The sequence below is a fragment of the Telluria sp. AIW5 genome, from assembly GCF_056680575.1.
Map to the genome: position 1 here is coordinate 2,830,622 of NZ_CM155289.1, position 25,256 is coordinate 2,855,877.

Annotated in this window: 19 protein-coding genes, 5 tRNA genes and 1 pseudogene; 19 read left to right on the top strand and 6 right to left on the bottom strand. The window is 65.6% G+C overall.

Annotation, left to right across the window (positions count from 1 at the left end):
* Positions 1-19: 19 nt before the first annotated feature.
* From cheD to AC1MEM_RS12500, 5 genes are all read left to right on the top strand, one after another.
* The gene (gene cheD / locus AC1MEM_RS12480; protein ID WP_499470810.1) at positions 20-622 is read left to right on the top strand and encodes a chemoreceptor glutamine deamidase CheD; all 603 of its coding nucleotides are present in this window, start codon (positions 20-22) and stop codon (positions 620-622) included.
* A 37-nt stretch (positions 623-659) separates the two neighbouring features.
* Positions 660-1,721 carry a protein-glutamate methylesterase/protein-glutamine glutaminase gene (locus AC1MEM_RS12485; RefSeq protein WP_499470812.1) on the top strand — a complete coding sequence of 354 codons (1,062 nt, stop codon included), beginning with the start codon at positions 660-662 and terminating at the stop codon, positions 1,719-1,721.
* Between the two features lie 135 nt (positions 1,722-1,856).
* Positions 1,857-2,249, top strand: coding sequence for a chemotaxis response regulator CheY (gene cheY / locus AC1MEM_RS12490; protein ID WP_499470814.1), 393 nt, complete (start codon positions 1,857-1,859; stop codon positions 2,247-2,249).
* A 2-nt stretch (positions 2,250-2,251) separates the two neighbouring features.
* Positions 2,252-2,908 (top strand): protein phosphatase CheZ, encoded by a 657-nt coding sequence (gene cheZ, locus AC1MEM_RS12495; protein WP_499470816.1) that lies wholly within the window; start codon positions 2,252-2,254, stop codon positions 2,906-2,908.
* A gap of 64 nt (positions 2,909-2,972) precedes the next feature.
* A complete protein-coding gene (locus AC1MEM_RS12500; RefSeq protein ID WP_499470818.1) occupies positions 2,973-4,178 on the top strand; it encodes an EAL and HDOD domain-containing protein in 1,206 nt (401 codons plus the stop codon).
* A gap of 205 nt (positions 4,179-4,383) precedes the next feature.
* On the opposite strand, the gene AC1MEM_RS12505 is transcribed toward AC1MEM_RS12500, so the two are convergent.
* The 6 genes from AC1MEM_RS12505 to metG form a co-directional block, all read right to left on the bottom strand.
* Entirely contained in the window at positions 4,384-5,145 is a 762-nt protein-coding gene (locus AC1MEM_RS12505) for a PilZ domain-containing protein (RefSeq protein WP_499470820.1), read from the bottom strand.
* Positions 5,146-5,278: 133 nt separating this feature from the next.
* Positions 5,279-6,118: a pantoate--beta-alanine ligase gene (panC, locus tag AC1MEM_RS12510; protein ID WP_499470822.1), complete on the bottom strand. Its 840-nt coding sequence runs from the start codon at positions 6,116-6,118 to the stop codon at positions 5,279-5,281.
* A 41-nt stretch (positions 6,119-6,159) separates the two neighbouring features.
* Positions 6,160-7,056, bottom strand: a complete 897-nt coding sequence (locus AC1MEM_RS12515) for a segregation and condensation protein A (RefSeq protein WP_499470824.1) — start codon at positions 7,054-7,056, stop codon at positions 6,160-6,162.
* Between the two features lie 12 nt (positions 7,057-7,068).
* Positions 7,069-7,269, bottom strand: coding sequence for a DUF3460 family protein (locus AC1MEM_RS12520; protein ID WP_192052366.1), 201 nt, complete (start codon positions 7,267-7,269; stop codon positions 7,069-7,071).
* Positions 7,270-7,341: 72 nt separating this feature from the next.
* Positions 7,342-8,658: an enoyl ACP reductase FabMG family protein gene (locus AC1MEM_RS12525; RefSeq protein WP_499470826.1), complete on the bottom strand. Its 1,317-nt coding sequence runs from the start codon at positions 8,656-8,658 to the stop codon at positions 7,342-7,344.
* 124 nt (positions 8,659-8,782) lie between these two features.
* Positions 8,783-10,942 carry a methionine--tRNA ligase gene (gene metG / locus AC1MEM_RS12530; RefSeq protein ID WP_499470828.1) on the bottom strand — a complete coding sequence of 720 codons (2,160 nt, stop codon included), beginning with the start codon at positions 10,940-10,942 and terminating at the stop codon, positions 8,783-8,785.
* Positions 10,943-11,090: 148 nt separating this feature from the next.
* On the opposite strand from metG, the gene apbC reads away from it, so the two are divergent.
* The 14 genes and pseudogenes from apbC to AC1MEM_RS12600 all read left to right on the top strand — a co-directional run bounded on the left by apbC (position 11,091) and on the right by AC1MEM_RS12600 (position 25,135).
* Complete coding sequence (gene apbC, locus AC1MEM_RS12535; RefSeq protein WP_499470830.1) at positions 11,091-12,179, top strand: iron-sulfur cluster carrier protein ApbC; 1,089 nt, start codon at positions 11,091-11,093, stop codon at positions 12,177-12,179.
* On the top strand, positions 12,180-13,199 hold the full coding sequence (locus tag AC1MEM_RS12540; RefSeq protein WP_499470832.1) for an RNA methyltransferase: 1,020 nt from the start codon (positions 12,180-12,182) through the stop codon (positions 13,197-13,199).
* Between the two features lie 662 nt (positions 13,200-13,861).
* Positions 13,862-15,241: pseudogene (locus AC1MEM_RS12545) on the top strand (GGDEF domain-containing protein); the annotation flags it as partial.
* 85 nt (positions 15,242-15,326) lie between these two features.
* Positions 15,327-15,926: an EAL domain-containing protein gene (locus tag AC1MEM_RS12550; protein WP_499477642.1), complete on the top strand. Its 600-nt coding sequence runs from the start codon at positions 15,327-15,329 to the stop codon at positions 15,924-15,926.
* A 43-nt stretch (positions 15,927-15,969) separates the two neighbouring features.
* On the top strand, positions 15,970-17,352 hold the full coding sequence (locus AC1MEM_RS12555; RefSeq protein WP_499470834.1) for an aminotransferase class I/II-fold pyridoxal phosphate-dependent enzyme: 1,383 nt from the start codon (positions 15,970-15,972) through the stop codon (positions 17,350-17,352).
* The gene (locus AC1MEM_RS12560) at positions 17,345-21,031 is read left to right on the top strand and encodes an AMP-binding protein (RefSeq protein ID WP_499470836.1); all 3,687 of its coding nucleotides are present in this window, start codon (positions 17,345-17,347) and stop codon (positions 21,029-21,031) included. Before AC1MEM_RS12555 ends, AC1MEM_RS12560 begins: the two co-directional genes overlap by 8 nt.
* A 77-nt stretch (positions 21,032-21,108) precedes the next feature.
* Positions 21,109-22,512: a glutamate--tRNA ligase gene (gene gltX / locus AC1MEM_RS12565; RefSeq protein ID WP_499470838.1), complete on the top strand. Its 1,404-nt coding sequence runs from the start codon at positions 21,109-21,111 to the stop codon at positions 22,510-22,512.
* 123 nt (positions 22,513-22,635) lie between these two features.
* Positions 22,636-22,711 (top strand) — tRNA-Ala (locus AC1MEM_RS12570).
* 41 nt (positions 22,712-22,752) lie between these two features.
* Positions 22,753-22,828: transfer RNA gene (locus tag AC1MEM_RS12575), tRNA-Glu, on the top strand.
* Positions 22,829-22,916: 88 nt separating this feature from the next.
* A tRNA-Ala gene (locus AC1MEM_RS12580) sits at positions 22,917-22,992 on the top strand.
* A 50-nt stretch (positions 22,993-23,042) separates the two neighbouring features.
* Positions 23,043-23,118: transfer RNA gene (locus tag AC1MEM_RS12585), tRNA-Glu, on the top strand.
* A gap of 45 nt (positions 23,119-23,163) precedes the next feature.
* Positions 23,164-23,239 (top strand) — tRNA-Glu (locus tag AC1MEM_RS12590).
* A 67-nt stretch (positions 23,240-23,306) separates the two neighbouring features.
* On the top strand, positions 23,307-24,491 hold the full coding sequence (earP, locus tag AC1MEM_RS12595; RefSeq protein ID WP_499470840.1) for an elongation factor P maturation arginine rhamnosyltransferase EarP: 1,185 nt from the start codon (positions 23,307-23,309) through the stop codon (positions 24,489-24,491).
* A 68-nt stretch (positions 24,492-24,559) separates the two neighbouring features.
* Complete coding sequence (locus tag AC1MEM_RS12600) at positions 24,560-25,135, top strand: elongation factor P (RefSeq protein WP_499470842.1); 576 nt, start codon at positions 24,560-24,562, stop codon at positions 25,133-25,135.
* The last annotated feature ends 121 nt before the right edge of the window (positions 25,136-25,256 follow it).

The following is a 25,256-nucleotide window of genomic DNA, read 5'->3' on the forward strand; positions in this document are numbered from 1 at the left end:
CAGCACCTGCGGAAACATCATGCACTCGAATAACCAGTTCGCCACCAACGTCTACTACGACCGCACCTTCGACTGCGACGCGGCGAAGATCCTGCCGGGCGAGTACTACTACACCGGCAAGAACATGCTGATCGTGACCGTGCTCGGTTCCTGCGTCTCGGCCTGCATCCGCGACCGCATCACGGGCCTGGGCGGCATGAACCACTTCATGCTGCCCGATGGCGGCGGCGACGCCGGCAGCCCGGTCTCGGCCTCGATGCGCTACGGTACCTTTGCCATGGAAATCCTGATCAACGACCTGCTGAAGGCCGGTGCGCGGCGCGAGAACCTGGAGGCCAAGGTATTCGGCGGCGGCGCCGTGCTGCGCGGCTTCACGGCCATGAACGTGGGCCAGCGCAATGCGGAGTTCGTGATGCAGTTCCTGAAAACCGAGCGCATCCCGGTGCTGGCCGAAGACCTGAACGACGTCCACCCACGCAAGGTGTATTTCTTCCCGAAGACGGGCAAAGTGCTCGTCAAGAAGCTGATGCAAACCCAGAACGATACCGTGGCCAAGCGCGAACTCGACTACGCCAAGCGCCTCAAGGTCGAGCCCGTGAGCGGCGCAATCGACCTGTTTTGATTTGTTCCGATTTGTTCTGACCTGCAAAGGATAAGCCATGAAAACCAAGGTCCTGATCGTCGACGACTCGGCCCTGATCCGCAGCGTCATGAGCGAGATCGTCAATTCGCAAGCCGACATGGAAGTCGTGGGCACGGCCCCCGATCCGCTCGTCGCGCGCGAACTGATCAAGAAAACCAACCCGGACGTGCTCACGCTCGACGTCGAGATGCCGAAGATGGATGGCCTCGACTTCCTGGAAAAATTGATGCGCCTGCGCCCGATGCCGGTGCTGATGGTGTCCTCGCTGACCGAGCGCGGCTCGGAAATCACGATGCGCGCGCTGGAACTCGGTGCGGTCGACTTCGTGACCAAGCCGAAAATCTCGATCCAGAGCGGCATGCGCGAGTACACCGAACTGATCACGGAGAAAATCCGCGCCGCGGCCCGTGCACGCGTGAAACGCACCGCCGCCAGCCCGACGCCGACGACCGCGCTGCCGCAACTGCGCAGCCCGCTGACTTCGTCGGAAAAGCTGATCATCATCGGCGCCTCTACCGGCGGCACGGAAGCGATCCGCGAGTTTTTGATGCAGATGCCCTCGGACTGCCCCGGCATCCTGATCGCCCAGCACATGCCGGAAGGCTTTACCACCTCGTTCGCGCGCCGGCTCGACGCGCTGTGCAAGATCACGGTGTGCGAGTCCGCCGGCAACGAACGCATCCTGCCCGGCCACGCGTATATCGCACCGGGCCATTCGCACCTGCTGCTGGCGCGCTCCGGCGCGAACTATATGACGAAGATCGAGCAGACCGACCCGGTGAACCGCCACCGTCCCTCGGTCGACGTCCTCTTTCGCTCGGCGGCAATTGCCGCAGGCAAAAATGCGGTCGGCGTTATCCTGACGGGCATGGGTAAGGACGGTGCTGCTGGTATGCTTGAAATGAAAAACGCGGGCGCCCAGAATTTCGCCCAGGACGAAGCCTCGTGCGTCGTGTTCGGCATGCCGCGCGAAGCGATCGCGATCGGTGCCGCCCACGAAGTCGCGCCGCTGACGGCCTTGCCGGGCCTGGTACTCGGCCACCTGGCCGCGCACGGTGGAAGAGCGTTGCGCGTTTGATCCGGATCGCGGCGAATCGCACCATTTCCTGTCTGTTTTATCGCCGTACGGCAACAAAAATGCTATTCTTGAGCTTGCTTGTTGCAGCGACTCAAGCCACACTAACCATAGTAAAAGAATCAAACGGAGTAATTCATGGCTGATCCAAAGATGCGGTTCCTGGTTGTTGACGATTTCTCGACGATGCGCCGCATCGTCCGGAACTTGTTGAAAGAACTGGGTTACGCGAATGTCGACGAAGCGGAAGATGGCGTGATGGCGCTGGCGAAGCTGCGCAGCGAACAGTTCGACTTCGTGGTCTCCGACTGGAACATGCCGAACATGGACGGTCTGACCATGCTGCAGAACATCCGTGCCGATCCCGCCCTGGCCAAGCTGCCGGTGTTGATGGTGACCGCGGAAGCGAAGAAGGAAAACATCATCGCGGCGGCCCAGGCCGGCGCAAGCGGCTATGTGGTGAAACCATTCACCGCGGCCACGCTCGACGAGAAGCTCAACAAGATCTTCGAGAAAATGGGAACTGCCTGATCATGGTCGAGCCGATCGCCGTAGTTGCTTCCGCAGTGAGCGCGGACGGGGCTTCGAACGACGAAGTCCTGATCCGGGTAGGCCATATGACGCGCGCGCTGCACGACAGCCTGCGCGGCCTTGGCCTCGACAAGCTGGTCGAAAAGGCCGCTAGCGACATTCCGGATGCGCGCGACAGGCTCGACTACGTCGCCCGGCTGTCGGAACAGGCCGCCAAGCGCGTGCTCGACGCCACCGATACGGCGGGTCCCCTGCAGGACGCGGTGGAAAGTCGCAGCGCTGAGCTGCGCACGTCCTGGCAGGCCTTGCTCGACGGTGATGGCGGCGACGCCAATTGGCGCGCGCTCGCCGAGCGCAGCATTGTAGTTATGGCCGAGAACGAACGTGCCGCGGCCGCCACCCGTGCCGAGCTGATGAACATCATGCTGGCCCAGGACTTCCAGGACCTGACCGGCCAGGTGATCGGCAAGATCACCTCGATCGCGCAAGACTTGGAAAAGCAGCTGGTGCAAGTGCTCGTCGATTTCGCCCCGAGCGAAATTCGCCGCGAGCTCGACAACGGCTTGCTGAATGGCCCGCAGATCAAGCCCGAGGGCAACGTCGAGGTGGTAGCGAACCAGGGCCAGGTCGACGACCTGCTCGACAGCCTGGGCTTCTGAGTCTCGTCTAGTACCGGCGGCCTCGGACGCCTTTGTTTCGCCTTCGTTCTACCGCGGCCACTTCATGCATCACACCAATTATATTGTTCGCGAACCGCTGCTCGACCCTGCGCAGCGGGTCATTGGCTACGAACTGCTGTGGCAACAGGGCGGCCAGGCCATGCAGGATACCGACCTCGAACAGCTGGTCGCCTTCGTGGCCGAGCACGTCAACGACGACGAGCGCGGCTGGCTGCTGCGCGACAAGCAGCTCTTCCTCGACGCCGTCCCGGCCATGCTCTCCACCGACGCCTTGTTCTCGCTGCCGCCCGAGCGCACCGTGCTGAGCCTGCAGGCGCGCTACCTGATGGACCCGACCACGCGCGCCGCCGTGCAGGGCCTGCGCGCCGGCGGCGTCGGCATCTCGATCCGCGGCCTTGACGTCAAGCACCTGACCCCGGCGCTCGCGCCCTATGCTTCGCACGTCGAAATGCGCTTTTCCGGCATCGACGTCGGCGCCCAGGCGCGCAGCTATGCCGCGGCGAAACAAGCGTCGCTCCGCATGGTCGGGCGCCCGGTCACCAACTGGATCGATTACGACGCCTGCGCCGCGCTCGGCCTCGACGCCTTCGTCGGCAAGCTGCACCTGACGCCGCGTCCCGGCAGCCCGGTCAAGGGCCTCAACCCGACCCAGACCATCATCCTGCAACTGATGCAGATGGTGCAGAACAACGACGACATCCCGAAGCTGGAAAGCGTGCTGAAACGCGACCCGGCGCTGACCTACAAGCTGCTGCGCAACATCAACTCGGCTGGTTTCGGGGCAGGGCGCGAGGTGCAGTCGATCCGCCAGGCGATCAGCCTGATGGGCTACGCGCCCCTGTACCGCTGGCTGACCCTGCTGTTGGCAAGCGCCAGCGCGAGCGGCTATTCGCCGGTGCTGATGGAGACCGCGGTCGTGCGCGGCCGCTTGACCGAGTTGCTGGGCCTGCACGCCTTGCCGAAAGGCGAGGGCGAGAACCTGTTCGTCGCCGGCATGTTCTCCCTGCTCGACCGCCTGCTCGGCCTGCCGATGAAGGAAGTGCTCGAAACCATCCCGCTGCCACCGGAAGTCGTACGCGCGCTGATGTCGCGCGAAGGCATGTATGGGCCTTACCTGGCGCTGGCCGAGGCGTGCGAGCTGAGTTCGAACCTGGTCGGGGCGCTGGCCGGTTCGCTCGGCATCAGCCCGCTGGAAGTGAACAGGGCGCACTTGTCGGCGCTGGCGTGGGCGCAGGCGGTGACGCAGTAAGGCTGGCTTTGGCGCGCCGTTCATCGACTCTTTTGTCGATAAATGCGGCGGCGCTGCGCAAACGCTGCGAACGCGTGGGCATGCCCACCCTACGGTGCACCGCTGCCCGTAGCAAGTTCATGGAACTGTGGCGTAACGTAGGGTGGGCATGCCCACGCGTGCAGCGTCTGCGTATCGAAACGCAGCGCGAAGCCGCTTCCGCCACCTATCGTCCCCGGTTGGCGCTCACCAGGCGCTGCAAATGCTGTTGCATCTGCATCTCGATATTGTCGATGCTGCAGCCAACCTGCACCTGTTCGCCCAGCAGGAAACTGCGGAAGGGCCGCAGCAGGCGCACCTCGAGGTCGGCGACGATCGACAGCGCTGGCCCCAGTTGCAGGCGCACGCTTTTCAATTTCTTTCCGAGATGCAGTTGCGCCGCCTGTTCGGGCGTGGCGCGCAGGCCGACACCGCCGACCGAGTAGTCGCACAGCGGTAGTTCGAACAGCTTGTTCAAAATCGTGAAGGTCGCGGCATAGCTGCCGTTGACCGGCGTGTCGAGGCGCGGCGCGCCGCGCCGGTTCAGGACCAGGCAGGTTTCCGGAAACACGGCCGGCACCAGGTTGGGACTGCCGGGAGCCGGCGACCAGTGGCTGTCGAGGTCGAACTGGAGCTTGGCGTTGCCGCCCAGGGCTGCGACGAAGGTGGCGCGGCCTGCGGGGATCGCGCCGACGACGTCGAGCGTGAAATGGGGATCGTCGGGATGCACCGAGTCGATCCTCGCCAGCAGCGGCTCCACCGAAGCGTTCGTGTAGATCGTCAGCGCTTCACCCGACTCGGCCAGGCTGGCGAAGGTCTCGCCGATGTCGAATGGGTCGCGCATCTCGTGCGGTGCCGCGTTCGCGGCAATACGCTCCAACACGTCGGCAGGACGGGGCGTACGCTTGCGGGTTGGGCGGGACGGGGTGTCGGTTGGGGCGTCGGTCACAGCGGCAATCCTTGCAGCGAAAAAATCTGCCCGGCAGAGCGCCGGGCAAGTGCCAGTATAAACCGCGGTGCCCTGTGTTGCAAAACGTTAATAGTCGTTTGCAAGATGTCAGCGCTGGCGTTGCGCCCCAGCCTCAGATTTCCAGGTTGTCGATCAGGCGCGTCGTGCCGAGCCTGGCGGCCGCCAGCACGACCAGCGGCGTACCCTGGGCCAGGTCGCCGGCCGAAGGCGGTTGCAGGTCGATGCGCTTCCTTACCGAAATATAGTCCGGCTTCCAGCCGCGTGCGCTCAATTGCGCCATCGCTTCACGTTCGACCGAGAAAATGTCGAGGTGGCCGCCGCGGATTTCGTTCGCCACGAAATTCAGGCCCTGGTAGAGGGCCGGCGCCTCGGCGCGTTCTTCGGTCGACAGGTACATGTTGCGCGAGGAAAGGGCCAGGCCGTCTTCGGCGCGGAAGGTTTCGGCGCCGATGATTTCGGTCGGCATGGCAAATTGGCGTGCCATGTTACGCACGATCATCAACTGCTGGTAATCCTTCTTGCCGAACACGGCCACGCGCGGCTGGACGCAGGAAAACAGCTTGGTCACGACCGTGCACACGCCGCCAAAGAAACCGGGGCGGAATTCGCCTTCGAGCGTGTTGCCCAGCATGTCGGGCGGCTGCACACGGTATTCCTGCGGTTCCGGATACAGGTCTTTTTCGGTCGGCGCGAACAGCACGTAGACGCCTTCCTTTTCCAGCTTCTCGACGTCGGCCTGGAAGGTGCGCGGGTATTTGTCGAAGTCTTCGTTCGGGCCGAACTGCAGGCGGTTGACGAAAATGGAAGCGACCACCGGGTCGCCATGCTTGCGCGCCAGGCGCATCAGCGACAGGTGGCCTTCGTGCAGGTTGCCCATCGTCGGAACGAAAGCGGTGCGCAGCTGGCCGCGCATCTGGTCGCGCAGTTCCTCGATGGTCGTGATGATTTTCATGTGTATGGTCGTAAAGTTGTGTGCGTGCGCTGTTTGCCTGCCTATGCGGGCGAGTATGCCAGCCGCACGTAAATTGGCGCAAACGGTTCGGCCTGGGTAATTTCGACCAGGGTCTCCTTGGCCAGCTCGAGCAGGGCGACGAAGTGCACGACGATGATCGGCACCGTTTCCTGGCCCGCGAACAGTTCGCCGAATTCCACGAAGCGCTGCGACTGCAGCGTACGCAAAATCGCCGACATGTGCTCGCGCACCGAGAGTTCCTGGCGCCCGATGCGGTGGTGCTGGGTCAGTTTCGCCCGGCGCAGCACGTCGAGCCAGGCGCGCTGCAAATCGTGCGGATCGACCTGGGGCAGCACCGGCGTCAGGCTCTGCTCGACGGTCAGCGAGGGCCGCTGGAAATCGCGCCCTTCCTGCGGCAGCGCACCGAGGTTCAGGGCGGCGATCTTGATCTGCTCGTATTCCAGCAGGCGGCGCACCAGTTCGGCGCGCGGGTCGCCTGAATCCTCGACCAGGTCGTCCTGCCTTTTGGGGAGCAGCATGCGCGACTTGATCTCGATCAGCATCGCCGCCATCAGCAAATACTCGGCCGCCAGCTCCAGGTTGCTCTTGCGAATCTGCTCGACATATTCCAGGTATTGCAGGGTGACCTGCGCCATCGGGATGTCGAGGATGTTGAAGTTCTGCTTGCGGATCAGGTAGAGCAACAGGTCGAGCGGACCTTCGAAGGCGTCGAGGAAGATCTCGAGGGCGTCGGGCGGGATGTACAGGTCGTTGGGCATGCGCAGCAGCGGCTCGCCGTACAGGCGCGCGATGGCCGCGGCAGCGACCGCGTCGAGGCCGTCCGGATCCGGGGCGGCGCCGCTGTCCGGCACAGGTTCGGCCACTGCGTCGGCCACGGTGGCAGCCACGACGTCAGGCGTGGCCTCTTCCGGCAGCATGCCCGTCAGCCTTCAGAACTTGGTCTGGTACGGGTAAGCGTTCTGGCGCAGGCGCGATTCTTTCGTACGCGCTTCTTCGTCGAGCGAGATCGGCAGCTTGTCCCACAGCAGGGAGCGGCCTTCCTGCTGGCGTTCTTCCATGCCCGGAGTTTTCGACTTCAGCTCGTCGATGAATTTCGTGTGCTCGGATACGTAACCGGTGAATTTAGGCATTTTATCGATCAAAAAAAGAGAGCCGGAACGGCGAGGCAGATTGTTCTGCCCACGCGGCCCCGGCGTCAAGGTTTACGGGTGCAGCGCGTTCAGTTGGCGTGCAATGATGTCGTGGCTCAGCCACAGCACCGGGGCAATCTTTTCCGAAGCACCATAGAACATCAGCGGACCGGCGCCTTCCAGCACCAGCGAGGACAGGTGATCCGTGATCAGGGCCTTCTTGTCCTTGTGCAGGGCGGTCATGGCTTCCGAGGTGCCGATCATCACGTCCGCCAGGGCCGGGGTGTTGTCCATCGGCCAGGCTTCGAAATTGCGGAACTGGGCGCTGGTGGCATCGTTATTGTACTGTTCGATGGTGTCGAGCAGCGACTGCAGCGAGGTGCCTTCGCCCAGCAGGTCCTGGCAAATCTGCCATTGCTGGTCGGCCCAGGCGCCGCCGCCTTCCTTTTTCAGTGCGGTAAGGAGAGGGAACAGCGACAGTTCGACGCCGACGAAAATGTCCGACGAATTCGTGCGGATTTCCGGGCAGTTGAAGACAGTCGCGGGAATGCCGGTGTTCCAGGCGGCCTGGGCGATGCTTTCCAGGCGCATCTTGGCGTAGCCCTGGGTGTAGTTGGTGTAGGTCTGCCACTGGTACTTGCCGCCAATCAGGATCTCGGTGCCGTGGTAGCCGTAGGCCGTATAGCGCACTTCGCCGCCCGCCTTCATCACGCGCTCGCGGATCGGGGCCGACGCGTCGATCAGGTATTTCAGGGTGTTGGCGCTGACTTCGTCGAAGTTCATCAGGATCAGCTTGCCCAGGTCGCTATCAAGCAGCGCGCGCGAGGACATGAAACGCTCGCCGCGGCCTTTATAGATCCGGTTGGCAATGGCCAGGAAGGCCTTGATGCGCGGAATGCCGCCGGCCATCGTGTGGGCGAAGAAGACATTCGCGCCGTCCGGCACCAGTTTGTCGATCTCGCCCATGACTTGTGCGGCCGACTCGGTGAAGCGGCGCACGCCGGCTTCGCGGCAGCGCTCGATCTTGTCCCAGTCCAGCTTGTCTTCCTGCCAGCTCTTCAGGGTGATACCCGACAGCATTTCGGTCGGGTTCTGCTCGCCTTCCGGGGCGTCCATATCGAAGCCGGCCATCAGCGGCACATTGATGATGCGCCCGCCCAGCTTTTCTTCCGCCTCGAGCAGCTCGGCGGCGTCGAGGGCGCGCAGGGCGCCGGTCTCGTCGCGGCGGCCGACGGTGATGCCGACGATCGTCATGCCCGCCTTGCGCGCCTCGTCGATGAGGCCATTCACATAGCCGCGGCCGAACAGCTCGCCGAACAGGACGAAGACGTCGCCCTTGCGAAACACGTTGGCTTGTGGGATGTGGCGGAGGGGAGTCAGTTCGGTCATTTTATTAGCCTATCAAAAGAGTTTGTAGGGCGTCTGAGGCGCATGTTTCTTGAAGAAAACGGCATTATAACGCCGCGGCGCGCCCGGGAAGACCCTCCCCGGGGCGTGGATCGTGCAAAGGCGTTCAGCGGATGCGCATGCCCGGGGTGGCGCCCGGCATCGGGTCGAGCAGGTACAGGCCCGGATTCGCCTTCTCGTCGGCGGCGGAGGCGCACAGCACCATGCCTTCCGAGATGCCGAACTTCATCTTGCGCGGCGCCAGGTTGGCGACCATCACCGTCAGTTTGCCGACCAGGTCCTCCGGTTTATACGCTGACTTGATGCCCGAGAACACGTTGCGGTGGCGGCCTTCGCCCACGTCCAGCGTCAGGCGCAGCAGCTTGCCGGCGCCTTCGACGTGTTCGCAGTTGACGATGCGGGCCACGCGCAGGTCGATCTTCGTGAAATCGTCGATCGAGATTTCGGGCGCGAGTTCTTCGATGTCGCCGGCGACTGCTTCTTCCGTCGGGGCCAGGGCGGCGACCGCCAGGCTGGCGTCGGACACCACGGCAGTTGGTGCAGGTGCGGCCGGCTTGTCGAACAGGTTCTCGACCATCTTGGCGTCGACGCGTTGCATCAGGTGGCTGTAGGCGCCGATCGTGCGGCCCAGCATGGTGCTGCTGACGGCATCGCCTTGCGTGTCGGCCCAGCTGAGTGCACTGTCGCCCAGGAATTCGGATACGCGCGCGGCCACTTGCGGCAGCACCGGCGAGAGCATGATCGTCAACTGGCGGAACAGGATCAGGGCAGTGGTGCAGACCTCGTGCAGCTCGGCCAGCTTGCTGTCGTCCTTGGCCAGGACCCACGGCTTGTTCTCGTCGACGAACTGGTTGGTGACGTCGGCGATTTCCATGATTTCGCGCAGCGCCTTGCCGAACTCACGCGCCTCGAAACTGGCGGCGATCGACGCCTGGCGCTCGGCGCCGTCAACCGTCAGCGCTTTCGCGATCCAGCCCTGCGCATTGTCCGACAGCGACGAGGCCAGCTTGCCGTCGAATTTCTTGGCAATGAAACCGGCGCAGCGGCTGGCGATGTTGACGTACTTGCCGATCAGGTCGCTGTTGACGCGGGCGACGAAGTCCTCGCCGTTGAAATCCAGGTCCTCGACTTTCGCATTCAACTTGAACGCCAGGTAATAGCGCAGCCATTCCGGGTTCATGCCCAGTTCCAGGTAGCGCAGCGGCGAAATGCCGGTGCCGCGCGACTTCGACATCTTTTCGTTGTTCACGGTCAGGTGGCCGTGGACGGCGACGCGCAATTTGTCGATGATCGGGTGGCCCGAGAAATTCAGCATCGCCGGCCAGAACAGCAGGTGGAAGGAGACGATGTCCTTGCCGATGAAGTGCACCTGTTCCGCGTTCGGATCCTTCAGGAAGGCGTCGAAATCCAGGCCCTGCTTGTCGAAGTAATTCTTCAGCGAGGCCAGGTAGCCGACCGGCGCGTCCAGCCACACATAAAAGAACTTGCCCGGCGCATCCGGAATCGGGATGCCGAAATAGGGCGCGTCGCGGGAAATGTCCCAGTCGGCCAGCTTTTCGCCGGATTCGCCCAGCCACTCGGAGACCTTGTTCACCATCTCAGGCTGCAGGCGGCCCGGCGTGTTCAGCCACTCCTTCAGGAAGTGGAAGCAGCGCGGGTCGGACAGTTTGAAGAAATACTGCTCCGACGGCTTCAGGACCGGGGTCGAGCCGGTGAAGACCGAGTACGGATTGATCAGTTCGGTCGGCTGGTAGGCGGCGCCGCAGACTTCGCAGTTGTCGCCGTACTGGTCCTTCGCATGGCACTGCGGGCACTCGCCCTTGATGTTGCGGTCGGCCAGGAACATGCCCTTGACCGGGTCGAAGAAGCGGTCGACGGTTTTCGTGACGATCAGGCCGGCGTCGCGCAGTTTGCGGTAGATGCCTTGCGAGAGTTCGACGTTTTCCGGCGAATCGGTGGAGTACCAGTTGTCGAAAGCGATGTGGAAGCCGTCCAGGTATTGGGCGCGGCCGGCGGCGATCTTGGCCACGAATTCCTGCGGGGTGATGCCTTCCTTCTCGGCGGCGATCATGATCGGCGTGCCGTGGGTGTCGTCGGCGCAGACGAAATGCACCTGGCGGCGCGCATAGTCCTTGCCCACTGCGTCGCGCTGCATTCGCTGGAAGCGGACCCAGATGTCGGCCTGGATGTATTCCATCATGTGGCCGATGTGGAAGGCGGCATTCGCGTAGGGCAGGGCGGTAGTGACGAACAGCTTGCGGGTCATGGTCGAAACGCTATTGGAAGAATGAAAGAAAACATTTTACCAGCGGATGGCCCTAAGCGCTCAGGGGGTATTCCCTGATTTTGCCATTCCGACAAGAGGTCACGGCCGGTTTTTTGCTACACTGCGCGCATCACATTCGGAGAAACACATGAGCATTACTGCGGACGACGTCAAGGCGGCACTGGCAAAGGTCATCGATCCTAATACGGGCAAGGACTTCGTGTCCTCCAAATCGGTCAAGAACATCCAGGTCGACGGCGCCGACGTCGCCTTCGACCTCGAGCTCGGTTATCCGGCGAAAAGCCAGGTCGCACCCTTGCGCGCGCTGGCCGTGAATGCCGTCAAGGCGATCCCGGGCGTGAGCAACGTCAGCGTCAGCGTGCAGGTCAAGATCCTCTCGCACGCGGTGCAGCGCGGCCTGAAGGTCATGCCGAACGTGAAGAACATCATTGCGGTCGCGTCGGGCAAGGGCGGCGTCGGCAAGTCGACCACCGCCGTCAACCTGGCCCTGGCCCTGGCGGCCGAGGGCGCGAGTGTCGGTATCCTCGACGCCGACATCTACGGCCCCTCGCAGCCGATGATGCTCGGTATTAATGCGCGTCCGGAAAGCGTGGACGGCAAGACCATGGAACCGCTGGAAAACCACGGCGTGCAGGTGTCCTCGATCGGCTTCATGATCGATCCGGACGAACCGATGGTCTGGCGCGGCCCGATGGTCACGCAGGCGCTGCAGCAACTGCTCGAGCAAACCAACTGGCGCGACCTCGATTACCTGATCGTCGACATGCCCCCGGGCACCGGCGACATCCAGCTGACCCTGTCGCAGAAAGTGCCGGTCACCGGCGCCGTGATCGTGACGACGCCGCAGGACATCGCGCTGCTTGACGCGCGCAAGGGCTTGAAAATGTTCGAGAAAGTCGGGATTCCGATCATCGGCATCGTCGAGAACATGAGCACCCATATCTGCTCGAACTGCGGCCACACCGAGGCGATTTTCGGCCAGGGCGGCGGCGAGAAGATGTGCAAGGACTTCGGCGTCGACTTCCTCGGCGCGCTGCCTTTGACCATGTCGATCCGCGAGCAGACCGATTCCGGCCGGCCGACGGTCGTCGCCGATCCGGATGGCGCGGTGGCCACTGTCTACAAGGAAATCGCGCGCAAGGTGGCGGTCAAGGTCGCCGAGCGGGCGAAGGACATGACCAGCAAGTTCCCAAGCATCGTCGTCAAAAACGACTAAATGCGTATCGAGGCGATCCGGGAGCGCCTGGCTGGCCTCGGTGCGCTGCCCGAACACCAGGCGCGCGTCCTGCGCGACTGGGTGCAGGGCGCACCGCACGAACGCGGCCGGCGCAGGCCGGGCGACTACCTGCCCAGGCTGGTGCGCGAAGCCTTGCCCGCACTGGACGCCGAACTCGGCGCCCTGGCACGGGTCGTGAGCGAGCACCCGGCCGAGGACGGCTCGGCGCGCCTGCTGGTCGGCCTGCCTGACGGCCAGGCCGTGGAAACCGTGCTGCTGCCGCGCGACGGCGTCTGCGTATCGAGCCAGGTCGGCTGCGCCGTGGGCTGCCGGTTCTGCATGACCGGTCGCGACGGCCTGCTGCGGCAGGTGACGAGCGGCGAGATCGTGGCGCAGGTGGTGCTGGCACGCGCGCGTCGTCCCGTCAAAAAGGTCGTGTTCATGGGCATGGGCGAGCCGGCCCACAACCTCGACAACGTCCTCGAAGCGATCGACCTGCTCGGGGTCGAGGCGAATATCCCCCATAAAAACCTGGTGTTTTCAACCGTCGGCGACCCGCGGGCCTTCGAGCGCCTGCCGCTCGGGAGAGTGAAGCCGGCACTGGCGCTGTCCCTGCACACGACCAAACCCGACTTGCGCTTCGAGTTGCTGCCGCGCGCGCCGCGCCTTGCGCCACGGGAACTGGTCAAATTCGGCGAACATTATGCGCGCCTGACCGGCTATCCGATCCAGTACCAGTGGACCTTGCTGGAGGGCGTGAACGATGGCCAGGATGAGCTGGACGGGATCGTCGAACTGTTGCGCGGTAAATACGCCATCCTTAACATGATCCCCTACAACACGATTCCCGATCTCGCTTTCCGCCGCCCCAGCTGGGAGCGTGCGCGTGCGATCGCGGCCAGCCTGCACGCGCGCGGGGTGCTGACCAAGCTGCGCGACTCGGCGGGGCAGGATGTCGAAGGCGGCTGCGGGCAATTGCGCGCGCGCGTCGGCCGCGCTATCGCCCTGAAACGCGCCTGACGCGTCGCTCCCGCCAACGCTCGGTTTTGCTTGTCAAGCGTTGCGCGCATGTTTATCCACCTTGTATCTGTTCAAAAATAAAGTCTGTAGGAAATTTCCTTTCTACACTGGCGTTTGACCTGACTCGCCAAGCGGCCTCGCGGCCGGACCAAGGAAACATGAACAGCACCTGCGCGCGATGGAGCGACCGTTACATGGGCGCGACCCACTGGTTCATTCCCACCGACCTGTTGGACCAGGCGGCCAACGCCCGCACGCGCGCGGAAAACGTGGTCAATGCCGCACTGCTGGCCGGAACCGCCGGCCCGTTTTACGCGCTGGCTTACCACCTGCTGGGATTCGACGCCGCCGCCGTCGAGATCCTGCTGTGCTGCCTCTGCATGCTCGCTTCGCCCTTGCTGCTGCGCGCCACCGGCCGCATCTGGGCCGCGCGCGAACTGTTCCTGTGCGCACTGTTCTTCAATTTCAGCTGGCTCAGCTATAACCTGGGCGGGATCGGCGCGCCCACCGCCAGCTGGCTGATCACGGCACCCCTGGTGGCGATGTTCCTGGGAGGCGTGGCCAGCGCCTTGTCCTGGCTGGCGCTCAGCTGCGCCGCCGCCATCGCAATCTATATGCTGCCCGGCGCCGGCTATCCGCTCCCGAACCACCCGGTGGCCGACATGGCCTTGCTGTATCTTGCGTGCCACCTCGGCCTGTTCGTCGTGGTGCTGGTGTTCGCGCTGCTGTTCGAGCTGACCAAGACCCAGGGCTTCGTCAAGCTCGAGCAGGCGCTGGGCACGATCAACGAGCTGGCCATCCGCGACGAACTGACCGGCGTGCACAACCGGCGCTACTTGTTGGGCCTCATCGAAAAGGAAAAGGAACGCAGCGACCGCAATGGCCGCGCGTTTTGCCTGTGCCTGCTCGACATCGATTTCTTCAAGCGCGTCAACGACACCTGGGGCCACAGCGCCGGCGACACCGTGCTGCGCGCCTTTGCCGGCACGGTGCAGGGCCTGGTGCGCGGCAGCGACAGCTTCGGGCGCTACGGCGGCGAGGAATTCCTGCTGATGCTGCCCGAAACCCCGGCTGCCGATGCGATGGTGCTGGCCGAACGCGTACGCGCCGCGATCGAAAAGATGCGCTGCCAGGATGGCGGCAGCGAGATCGCGCTGACGGTCTCGATCGGGGTGGCCGAATACCGCATGGGCGAGGCGATCGGCCTGACGGTCGGGCGTGCCGACGAAGCGCTGTACCTGGCCAAGTCGAGCGGGCGCAACCGGGTGGTATGCCACGGCCAGGGCGGGGCGCCGCTGGCGCTGGCCTTGCGCGCCAGCGCCCCGGCGCCGGTCGAGCTGAAAGACCTGGGCGCGAGCGTCGGGCGCATGCTCGACGGCGTGCACTGCGACCAGCTCACGGGCCTGCTCAACCGGCGCCTGCTGCGCGACCGCCTGCGTCACGCGATGGACCGCGCCGACCGCAACCGCCGCCTGGTCGCGCTGCTGCTCCTGAATATCAACAAGTTCAAGGAAGTCAACGACGCCCTCGGCTACGAAGCCGGCGACGCGCTGCTGGTGCAGGCCGGCACCATCATCCGCCAGTGCCTGCGCGACTGCGATACGGTGGCGCGCTGGAGCGGCGACGAATTCGTGGCGCTGCTGGAGGACGTGGCCGCCGAGGGCGACGCGCGCCAGGTGGCGGAAAAGATCCTCGATCGCTTCGGGCTGCCCCTCTCATTGCAACAAGCGGCCGGCGAGCGCGAATGCTTCGTCACGCTGTCGGTCGGCGTGGCCCTGTATCCGGCCGAAGACTGCGACCTGGACGCGCTGCTCAAGCGCGCCGACATCGCCATGCGCAGCGCGCGCGCCTGGGGCGAGAACACGGTGCAGCTGTATTCGAGCGCCGCCAGCGAGCCGCAGAGCGAGCGCCTCGCGTTGAAGAACGGCCTGCGCGACGCCCTCGCGCGCGGCCAGCTGTTCCTCGAATACCAGCCGCAGGTCGACCTGGCCACGCGCCGCATCGTCGGTGTCGAAGCGCTGCTGCGTTGGCAGCATCCGGTGTATGGCCGCATCGATCCGGGCCGCTTCATCCCGCTGGCCGAGGAAACCGGCATGATCGTGCCGATCGGCGATCGGCGATTGGGTACTGGGTACCGCCTGCGCCCAGAACCGCGCCTGGCGCGACGCCGGCCTCCCAAGCGTAAAGACGGCCGTGAACCTGTCGGCACGCCAGCTGCGCCACCCCGACATCGCCGCGCGCGTGCTGGAGATCATCGACGCGACCGGGCTGCCCACCGGCTGCCTCGACCTCGAAATCACCGAGGGCGTGCTGATCGACGACCTGGACGCCAACCGCAAGGTCATGGGCGCGCTGCGCGCGGCCGGCGTGCTGGTCTCGATCGACGACTTCGGCACCGGCTACTCGAGCCTGAACTACCTGTCCGAGCTCCCCGTCGACATCCTCAAGATGGATGGCCTGTTCGTGCGCCGCCTGGGCCAGCGAGTCGGCCAGGATCAGCGTACGCGGCCCTACGCGATCGCCGAGACCATCGTCGCGATGGCGCACCGGCTCGAACTCAAAGTCATCGCCGAGTGCGTCGAAACCGCCGAGCAGCTGGCCGACCTGGACGCCATGTGCTGCGACGAAGCCCAGGGTTACCTGTTCCACCGTCCGCTGCCGGCCGAGCAGGTCGGTGCGCTGCTGGCGCGCCAGGCTGCGCAGGCAGCGGCAGTGCTGGCCGCCTGATTTTTCTTTCCCACTTATTTATTCCCTTAGCGAGGAGTACACCGTGCACGAGGAAACCATCGTCTTCGAGCGGGCCGCCGATATCGCCGAACTGGAAGCTTCCGGTGCGCTGCGCGGCAGCGTCGCCCAGTTCGCGCAGCCGCGCGGCGCCAACCTGATGCACCGCGCCGACGCGCTCGACGACTGGTGCCGGCTGCGCGCCGCGCACGGCGTCTGGCAGTACGCGCGCGCGCTCGAGGGCGCCCCGAATCCGGAATCGAAGGTGCACGAGGAAGGCGACGCGCCCGGCACCGCAACGCGCGGCGTGAATTTCGCTTCCCAGGATTACCTTTCCCTGGCCTCGCATCCGGCGGTGCACGACGCGGCGCGGGCCGCGCTGGCCGAAGCAGGTCCGCACAGCGCCGGCTCGGCGGTCCTGCTCGGGAACAGCCGCCTGTCGCTGGCGCTGGAAGCGGCGCTCGGCGAACTGCTGCACCTCGAGCACGTGACGCTGTTCCCGACCGGCTGGGGCGCGGCCTTCGGCGTCATCACGGCGCTGGTGAACGCGCGCGATTACGTCCTGGTCGACCAGCTGGCGCATGCCTCGCTGCGCCAGGGCGCGAACGCCGCCACGCGCAATGTGGTGCTGCACCGGCACCTCGACACCGGCCACGTGCGCGAACTGCTGGCCGCGATCCGTGCGCGCGATACCGATAATGCCATCCTGGTGGTTACCGAAGGCCTGTTCAGCATGGACGCCGACGTGCCCGACCTGCCGCTGATGCAGCACCTGTGCCGCGAATACAACGCGACCCTGCTGGTCGACGTGGCGCACGACCTGGGCGCGCTGGGCCCCGGCGGGACCGGCAGCCTGGGCCAGCAGTCGATGCTGGGCAAGGTCGACCTCGTGATGGGTGCCTTCTCGAAAACCTTCGCCTCGAACGGCGGCTTTGTCGCCAGCGCTTCGCGCGCGGTGAAACGCCAGCTGCAGCTGTTCGCCGGCCCGCACCTGTTTTCGAACGCGCTCTCGCCGGTGCAGGCGGCCTGCGTGCTCGAGTCGCTGCGCATCGTCGCCGGCAGCGAGGGCGACGCCTTGCGCGACTCGCTGCTGCGCAACGCCATCGCGCTGCGCGCCAACCTGGCGGAGACCGGCATGCGCTGCACCGGCGTTCCCTCCGCGATCGTGCCGCTCTGGATCGGCAACGAACAGGTGGCGCGCCTGGCCGGGCGCACGCTGGCACGCGAAGGCGTATTCGTGAATGCCGTCGAATATCCGGGCGTGCCGCTGGGCGCGGCGCGCCTGCGCCTTCAGGTGATGGCGGCCCACGGGCCGGCCCAGCTGCGCCAGGGAGCCCGCATGATCGGCACGGCGGTCGCCGGCGCCGGCGCCGCGCTCGGGGTGGAGCCGGCGCGCCAGCCGTGGCCGCGGGAGCGCGCCCGTGGCTGACGCATCCGAACCCGAACGCCTGCTGCTGACAGAGCGGCTGCGCGAACGCGCACAGCGCACCCCGGCACGCATCGCCTACACTTTCCTGCGCGAGAACGGCAGCGAACAGGATATCTGTTACCTCGACCTGGCCGCGCGCGTTGATGCGCTGGCCGCGCAGATCGTCCGATCGGCCGCGCCCGGCGCGCGCGCCTTGCTGCTGCATCCGGCGGGAATCGATTTCGTCGTCGCCTTCCTTGCCTGCCTGGCGGCCGGTGTGGTCGCGGTGCCGGCCGCGCCCGCGCACCGGGCGCGCGACGCCGCCCGCCTTGCCGCGCTGCTCGACGACGCCTCGCCGGCACTGGTGCTGTGCGCACCCGAGGCGTATGCGGCGAGCACCGCCGCCCTGGCACGCGCCGGCTGCGGCGCTGCGCTGCTGGGCGGGGCCGGCGCTGCAGGCCCCGTCGTTTTGCCGCGACCGGCGTCCGGGGTGGTCGCCTTTCTGCAGTACACCTCCGGCTCGACCGGCCAGCCGAAGGGCGTCGAAGTCACCCACGCGAACATCGCCGCCAACGTGGCGGCAATCGGGAGCGCCTTCGGCTTCGGCCCGGACACGGTCATGGTCAGCTGGCTGCCGCCGTTCCACGACATGGGCCTGATCGGCAGCATCGCCTCTCCGCTGATGCTCGGTTTCCGCTCGGTGTTGATGGCGCCCGGGGCCTTCCTGCGCCGGCCCGCGAGCTGGCTGGAAGCGATCACCCGCTACCGCGCCACCTGCAGCGGCGGGCCGAACTTCGCCTGGGACCTGTGCCTGCGCCGCATCGGCGGCGCGCAGAAGGAGGGGCTCGACCTGTCCAGCCTGGACGTGCTGTACAACGGCGCCGAGCCCGTGCGCGCCGCGACGCTGGAACGTTTCATGGACGCCTTCGGCGCCTGCGGCCTGCGGCGCGAGGCCCTGTTCCCGTGCTATGGCATGGCCGAGGCCACGCTGCTGGTGGCGGGAGGCCCGTGCGGGCGGGCGCCGCGCAGCCTCGCGCTGGACGCGGCGGCCATCGAGCGCGGCGAGGTCAGCGTAGCGCGCGCGGGGCAGGCGGGCAGCCGGCTGCTGGTCGCGTGCGGGCGCGCCGCGCCGGGCGTCGAGGTGGCGGTAGTCGACCCGGCGCGCTGCGTGCCGGCGGCGGACGGCGAGATCGGCGAACTCTGGATCGCCGGTCCCGGCGTCGCCCGCGGCTATCATGGGCGCGCCACCGACAGCGCCCGCATGTTCGGCTTGCGCATCGCGGACGCGCCCGGGGCGCTGTCCGGCGCACGCTGGCTGCGCAGCGGCGACCTCGGGTTCCTGCGCGATGGCGAGATCTATATTACCGGCCGCCGCAAGGACGTCATCATCGTCCACGGCCGCAAGATCCACGCCCAGGATGTGGAAGAGCTGGCCGAGGGCGCCAGCGGCGAACTGGCGCCGAACAGCTGCGCCGCCTTTGCGCTGGACGGGGAGGGCGGCGAGCGCCTCGCCCTGGTGGTCGAGGCGACCCGCGCACTGGCACGCGGGGGCGAGCTCGATCTGCTGGCGCGCGCCATCCGCGCCGCCGTGACGGCGGGGACCGGCGTGGCGCTGCACACGCTTGCGTTTGTCGCGCCGGGCGCTTTTCCGCGCACGACCAGCGGCAAGATCCAGCGCGCGCGCTGCAAGGCCATGCTGCAGGACGGCAGCTTGCAGGTGCTGCCGCTGCGGCCGGCACGCGACGCCGGCAGCGGCGCACGCGCCGACGCCCTCATCGCCTGGCTGCGCGACTATGCGGAGCGCCGGCTCGACTCGCGCCTGGCCGACGAACGGCGCTCGCTGCCGCCGCATGTGCTGCTCGACTTCGGCGCGCGCGGCCTGCTCGGGCTGCAGGCGCCACGCGACGCCGGCGGGCTGGCGCTGGCGACGATCGACCTGGTGCGGGTGATGGCGCAACTGGCCGCAATCGACCTGACGCTGGCGACGCTGGTCGGCGTGCACAACGGCCTCGGCTTGCGGCCCTTGCTGCGCTTCGCGCCGGAGCCGCTGCGCGCCCAATGGCTGCCGACGCTCTCCAGCGGACGCCAGCTGGCTGCGTATGCCCTGAGCGAGCCGCAGGCCGGATCGAATCCGCGCGCGATCGGCAGCCGCGCCGACCGGGTCGAGGGCGGCTGGCGTGTGAAAGGCGAGAAGCACCTGATCGGCCTCGCCGCCTGGGCCGGCGTGCTGACCGTGTTCGCACGCGCTTTCGATGCCGCAGGACGCGCGCTGGGAACGGTGGCGCTGCTGGTGCCGGGCGACGCGCCCGGCTTGCAGCTCGGGCCGGAAGCGCTGACGATGGGCATGCGCGCGATGCCGCAGAGCGCGGTGCGTTTCGACGGCGTCTTCGTGCCCGACGCCCAGGTGCTGGGCGCGCCCGGCGCCGGCATGGACGTGGCGCAGGATGCGATGGGCTTCGCGCGCCTGGGCATCGGCGCACTGTGCGTGGGTGCGATGAAGCGCTGCTTTCAATTGATGGCGCGCTACGCGGCGCGGCGCGACATCGCCGGCGGGCGCCTGGTCGACAATCCGGTCACGCTGCTGCGCATGCACGAACTCGATTGCGCCATCGGCGCGGCCGAAGCGCTGGTCGACGCGCTCGCATCGCGCATCGACGAGGGCGAACCTTTGCCGCTGGACGCCTGCAGCGCCTGCAAGTGCGTGCTCTCGGAACTGCTGTGGGAGGCCGTCGACCGCCTGATGCAGATGCTCGGCGGGCGCGGCTACCTGGAGACCAACCTGGCGCCGCAACTGCTGCGGGATGCGCGCGTGCTGCGCATCCTCGAGGGGCCGAGCGAAGCCTTGTACGTCCACCTCGGCGCACTGGTGCGCTTGCCGGACAATCCATTCGCGCAGGCGCTCGTGCGTTTCAACGCGCCTGAGCATGCGGCTTCGCTGGCAAAGCTGCCGGCGCAGGGCAGCGGCGCCTGGCAGGACGCGCGCAATGGCGAGTTCGCCGCGTGGACGCTGCTGGCCGCCACGGCGCGCGGCGAGGCGGCCGCCTGGGCCGTGCGGCGCCTGGACGCGCTGCGGCATGCGATCGCGGGCGAGAGCGGGGCCGCCGCCGCTTGTCCGTTCGCCGGCACGCTGCTGGCGCGCGTGGCCCGGCATGCGCTGGCGATCGGCGACATCGAGCAGGGCGCGCCGGGAGAAGCGGGCGCACTCGATCCCTTGCTGCGCCAGGCGGCGCCAGCTGCGTTCGTGGTGGAAGCGGCGCCAGCGGCCGCACCATCGAGCCTGGAACTGGTGCGCGCTTGCGTGGCGCGCTGGCTGCGCGAGGGCGGGCTTGGCGATACGATGCATGGCTTGCCCGGCTTGTCGGGCCTGTCGGACGACGCGGCGGTCCATGCGCAGGCCTCCGGCAGTGGTCCGGACGCCGCGCCAGACCTCGATGCCTGGACCGGCGACATGCCGGACGTCGATATCGGATGCGGCGCGCTGCAGGACGCCCACAGCTGGACCGTCGATACGCCGTTCAGCGACCTCGGCATCGATTCGCTCGCTTCGGTGCCGCTCGCGCTCGAGATCGAGCAGGCCAGCGGCGTGCCGGTCAGCGCCGAGCTGCTCTACGATTATCCGACGGTGCGCACGCTGGCGGCCTATATCGACGAGACGCGCGCCGAGCAAAGCGCCGGGCGGCCCGACGAACGGCGCGCGTAGTCCGGGGGGGGGCGGCGGCGCTGCCCGCGTGGAGCGCATCGGGGTAGAATAGCCCCTTTACCATTACGCTTTTCGCCATGACCGTCCGCACCCCCGTTCGTACCCGATTTGCCCCCAGCCCGACCGGCTACCTCCACCTCGGCGGCGCGCGCACCGCGCTGTATTCCTGGGCCTATGCCCGCCATTTCGGCGGCACCTTCATCCTGCGCATCGAGGACACCGACCTCGAACGTTCGACGCCGGAAGCGGTGCAGGCGATCCTGGACGGCATGCAGTGGCTGGGCCTGGCGCACGACGAAGGCCCGTTCTACCAGATGCAGCGCATGGACCGTTACCGCGAGGTCGTCAAGGGCATGCTCGAAGCCGGCACCGCCTACCTGTGCTACTGCTCGCCGGACGAAGTCGAAGCCATGCGCGAACGCATGCGCGCAGCCGGCGAAAAACCGCGCTACGACGGCACCTGGCGCCCGGAGCCGGGCAAGACCCTCCCAAGCGTGCCGGAAGGCGTCAAACCGGTGGTGCGCTTCAAGAATCCGCTGGACGGCGAAGTGACCTGGAACGACGTGGTGAAAGGCCCGATCACGATCGCCAACAAGGAACTCGACGACCTGGTCATCGCCCGTCCCGACGGCACGCCGACCTATAACTTCTGCGTGTCGGTCGACGACTGGGACATGCGGATCACCCACGTGCTGCGCGGCGACGACCACGTGAACAACACGCCGCGCCAGATCAACATCCTGCGCGCGCTGGGCGCCGAACTGCCGCAGTACGGCCACCTGCCGATGATCCTGGGCGCCGACGGCCAGAAGCTCTCGAAACGCCACGGCGCCGTCAGCGTCATGGAATATCCGGAGCAGGGCTATTTGCCGGAAGCGATGCTGAACTACCTGGCGCGCCTCGGCTGGAGCCATGGCGACGACGAGATCTTCTCGATGGCGCAGTTTACCGAGTGGTTCAACCTCGAACACCTGACCGCGTCCGCTGCCCAGTTCAATCCTGAAAAGCTGGCCTGGCTGAACAACCACTACATCAAGGCGGCCGACAACGAGCGCCTGGCCGCGCTGGTGCGCCCGAAGATGGAAGGCGAGGGCGCGCAGTTCGAGGGTGCGCCCGCCTTGCCGGCCGTGCTGGCGCTGGTGAAGGACCGCGTCAACACGATCAACGAACTGGCAGATGCGGCGATGCTGTTCTTCCGCCAGCCGGCACCCGCTGCGGACCTGCTGGCCCAGCACCTGACCGATGCGGTGCGCCCGGCGCTCGCCGCGTTTGCCGAACGTTGCCAGACGGTCGAGTGGACCAGGCCCGCGCTTGCCGCGATGCTCAAGGAAGTGCTGGCCGCGCACGGTCTCAAGATGCCGCAGATCGCCATGCCGCTGCGCCTGCTCGTCACCGGCCAGCTGCAGACGCCGGCCATCGACGCGGTGCTGGAACTGTTCGGCCGCGAGACCGTGCTGGCCCGCGTGGCAAAGGGCCTGTAAGGCGTCTGCAAATGCGTCCGCAGGTGCACCTGCGGATTCGTTTGCAGGTTCATCTGTGCCTCTTCAAATCGGTATTTGCGTAATGCAAGAACCCCCGCTATAATGCTCGCACTTCAGCAGTACGGGGGTATAGCTCAGCTGGGAGAGCGCTTGCATGGCATGCAAGAGGTCAGCGGTTCGATCCCGCTTACCTCCACCAAGTTGAAGTAGTAGTAGCGGTAGTAGCGCGGTAGTTCCAGGGTCCCCATCGTCTAGAGGCCTAGGACATCACCCTTTCACGGTGAGTACCGGGGTTCGAATCCCCGTGGGGACGCCAAGAGTTTGGCAGAGGTTTGCCGACACGCTGCGCCAGCGGCAGCGTTAGTAGAAGCAAAGGCAGTCTGTTATAATGTTGTTTCCCCGTGGGGGGTATAGCTCAGCTGGGAGAGCGCTTGCATGGCATGCAAGAGGTCAGCGGTTCGATCCCGCTTACCTCCACCACGTAGAAGAATACGCAGTACGACGCTTTGAGTAGTATCGGTAGTTCCAGGGTCCCCATCGTCTAGAGGCCTAGGACATCACCCTTTCACGGTGAGTACCGGGGTTCGAATCCCCGTGGGGACGCCAAGAATTTGGCATTAGCAGTAAAGTAGTAATCGGAACAGTTTTTAGGTCCCCATCGTCTAGAGGCCTAGGACATCACCCTTTCACGGTGAGTACCGGGGTTCGAATCCCCGTGGGGACGCCAGTCAAAGCAAAAAGCCGCCTTGTGCGGCTTTTTGCTTTTCCGCGTGTTTATTCAGTTAATCTTTGCCATGGCCGTTTCCCACACTCCGCAATCCCCGCAATCCATCCTCTCGCTTGCGATTTTCTGCAAGGTCGTCGATAACTACGGCGATATCGGCATCTGCTGGCGCCTGGCGCGCCAGTTGCACGGCGAGCATGGCGTGGACGTCACCCTGTGGGTCGACGACCTGGCGAGTTTTCGCCGCATCTGCCCCGAAGTCGACGTCGCTGCCGCGACCCAGGTCGTGCAGGGCGTGACCGTGCGCCACTGGCGCGGCCAGGACGACGATTACGCGGCAGCGGACATCGCCGATATCGTGATCGAGTTTTTCGCCTGCGATATTCCGCCGCGGTATATCGAGGCGATGGCGCAGCGCACGCCGCGTCCCGTCTGGCTGAACCTGGAAGGCTTGAGCGCCGAAGAATGGGTCGAGGGTTGCCATCGCCTGCCGTCGATGCATCCGCGCCTGAAACTGACCAAGCATTTCTTCTTCCCCGGTTTCACGGCCCGGACCGGCGGCCTGCTGTGCGAAGCCGGACTCGAAGGAGAAAGGGACCGTTTCCTGCGGCAGCCGCAAGCGCTGCGCGCCTTCCTGCACGGTCTCGGCTTGCCGGACGCCGAGATCGATGCCTTCAAAGTGTCGCTGTTCTGCTACCCGCACGCACCCGTGGCCGAACTGTTCGCGGCCTGGCAGGGCGGCAGCGAGAAGCTCACCTGCCTGGTGCCGGAAGGGGTTGCGGCCGAAGCGGTCGCAGCCTTTCTGGGCGCGCCGGCCCACGCCGGGACGGTGGCGACGCGGGGAGCGCTCACCGTACGCGTGCTGCCTTTCGTGCCCCAGCCCGATTACGACCGCCTGCTCTGGGCCTGCGACCTGAACGTCGTGCGCGGCGAGGATTCCTGGGTGCGCGCCCAGTGGGCCGGTAAACCTTTCGTCTGGCACATCTATCCGCAAGAGGAAAACCTGCACCACAAGAAATTGCGCGCTTTTCTCGCACGCTATGCGCCCGATATCGACAGCCTGCAGCGCTTCATGCTGCACTGGAACGGTGCCGAAACGGGGGCGAACTGGCCTGCGCTGTGGTCGGCGCTGCAGGGCGAGCGCAGGCTGATCGAGGCGCGGTCGAGCGAATGGCGCGGCCAGATGGCGGAGAACGGCGACCTCGCATCGAACCTGCTCGCGTTCTCGGCTTCACTTCGCGCTTCACTTCGATAGGCACGGCATTCGTTACGTGATATCATGCCCGGTTACTGCAACCCCTTTTTTTGATACCCCAGACTCCTATGAAACCCGCAAAAGAGATCCGTGTCGGCAACATCATCATGGTTGATGAGAAGCCTTTTATCGTGCTGCGTTCCGATGTCAACGGCTCGAGCCGCACGGGCTTCACCTACAAGTGGAAGATGAAAAATCTTCTGACCAACGCTCCGCTGGAAAACGTGTTCCGTGGCGATGACAAGTTCGACGTCGTCGTGCTGGACAAGAAGCCGGTGACCTACTCGTACTTCGCCGATCCGCTGTATGTCTTCATGGACGCCGATTACGAACAGTTCGAAATCGAAGAAGAGAACCTGGGCGACGCGCTGCACTACCTGAAAGACGGTATGGAATGCGAAGCCGTGTTCTATGACGGCAAGGCCATCTCGGTCGAACTGCCGACCACGATCGCACGCCAGGTCATCTACTCGGAGCCTGCAGTCAAGGGCAACACTTCGGGCAACGTCCTGAAGGAAGCGAAGATCGAGAACGCCATCGAAGCCCACCAGCACATCGTCATGGTGCCGCTGTTCGTGAGCCAGGATGACACGATCGAAATCGACACCCGCACCAACGAATACAAGCGCGTCGTCCGTAACTAAGACGTCACCAGGTCGACACTGACCGTTCGGCTTGTAGCAAGTTCTGCGAAAAAACGCTGCCTTTACCGGCAGCGTTTTTTTTCGCCTGTCCGTTTCAAGCGCAAATGGTGCTGACGAGAAA

Coding starts and splice junctions, on each gene's coding strand:
- cheD (WP_499470810.1), top strand. CDS start 20: ATGCACTCGAATAACCAGTTCGCCACCAACGTCTACTACGACCGCACC.
- AC1MEM_RS12485 (WP_499470812.1), top strand. CDS start 660: ATGAAAACCAAGGTCCTGATCGTCGACGACTCGGCCCTGATCCGCAGC.
- cheY (WP_499470814.1), top strand. CDS start 1,857: ATGGCTGATCCAAAGATGCGGTTCCTGGTTGTTGACGATTTCTCGACG.
- cheZ (WP_499470816.1), top strand. CDS start 2,252: ATGGTCGAGCCGATCGCCGTAGTTGCTTCCGCAGTGAGCGCGGACGGG.
- AC1MEM_RS12500 (WP_499470818.1), top strand. CDS start 2,973: ATGCATCACACCAATTATATTGTTCGCGAACCGCTGCTCGACCCTGCG.
- panC (WP_499470822.1), bottom strand. CDS start 6,118: ATGAAAATCATCACGACCATCGAGGAACTGCGCGACCAGATGCGCGGC.
- AC1MEM_RS12515 (WP_499470824.1), bottom strand. CDS start 7,056: ATGCTGCCGGAAGAGGCCACGCCTGACGTCGTGGCTGCCACCGTGGCC.
- AC1MEM_RS12520 (WP_192052366.1), bottom strand. CDS start 7,269: ATGCCTAAATTCACCGGTTACGTATCCGAGCACACGAAATTCATCGAC.
- AC1MEM_RS12525 (WP_499470826.1), bottom strand. CDS start 8,658: ATGACCGAACTGACTCCCCTCCGCCACATCCCACAAGCCAACGTGTTT.
- metG (WP_499470828.1), bottom strand. CDS start 10,942: ATGACCCGCAAGCTGTTCGTCACTACCGCCCTGCCCTACGCGAATGCC.
- apbC (WP_499470830.1), top strand. CDS start 11,091: ATGAGCATTACTGCGGACGACGTCAAGGCGGCACTGGCAAAGGTCATC.
- AC1MEM_RS12540 (WP_499470832.1), top strand. CDS start 12,180: ATGCGTATCGAGGCGATCCGGGAGCGCCTGGCTGGCCTCGGTGCGCTG.
- gltX (WP_499470838.1), top strand. CDS start 21,109: ATGACCGTCCGCACCCCCGTTCGTACCCGATTTGCCCCCAGCCCGACC.
- earP (WP_499470840.1), top strand. CDS start 23,307: ATGGCCGTTTCCCACACTCCGCAATCCCCGCAATCCATCCTCTCGCTT.
- AC1MEM_RS12600 (WP_499470842.1), top strand. CDS start 24,560: ATGAAACCCGCAAAAGAGATCCGTGTCGGCAACATCATCATGGTTGAT.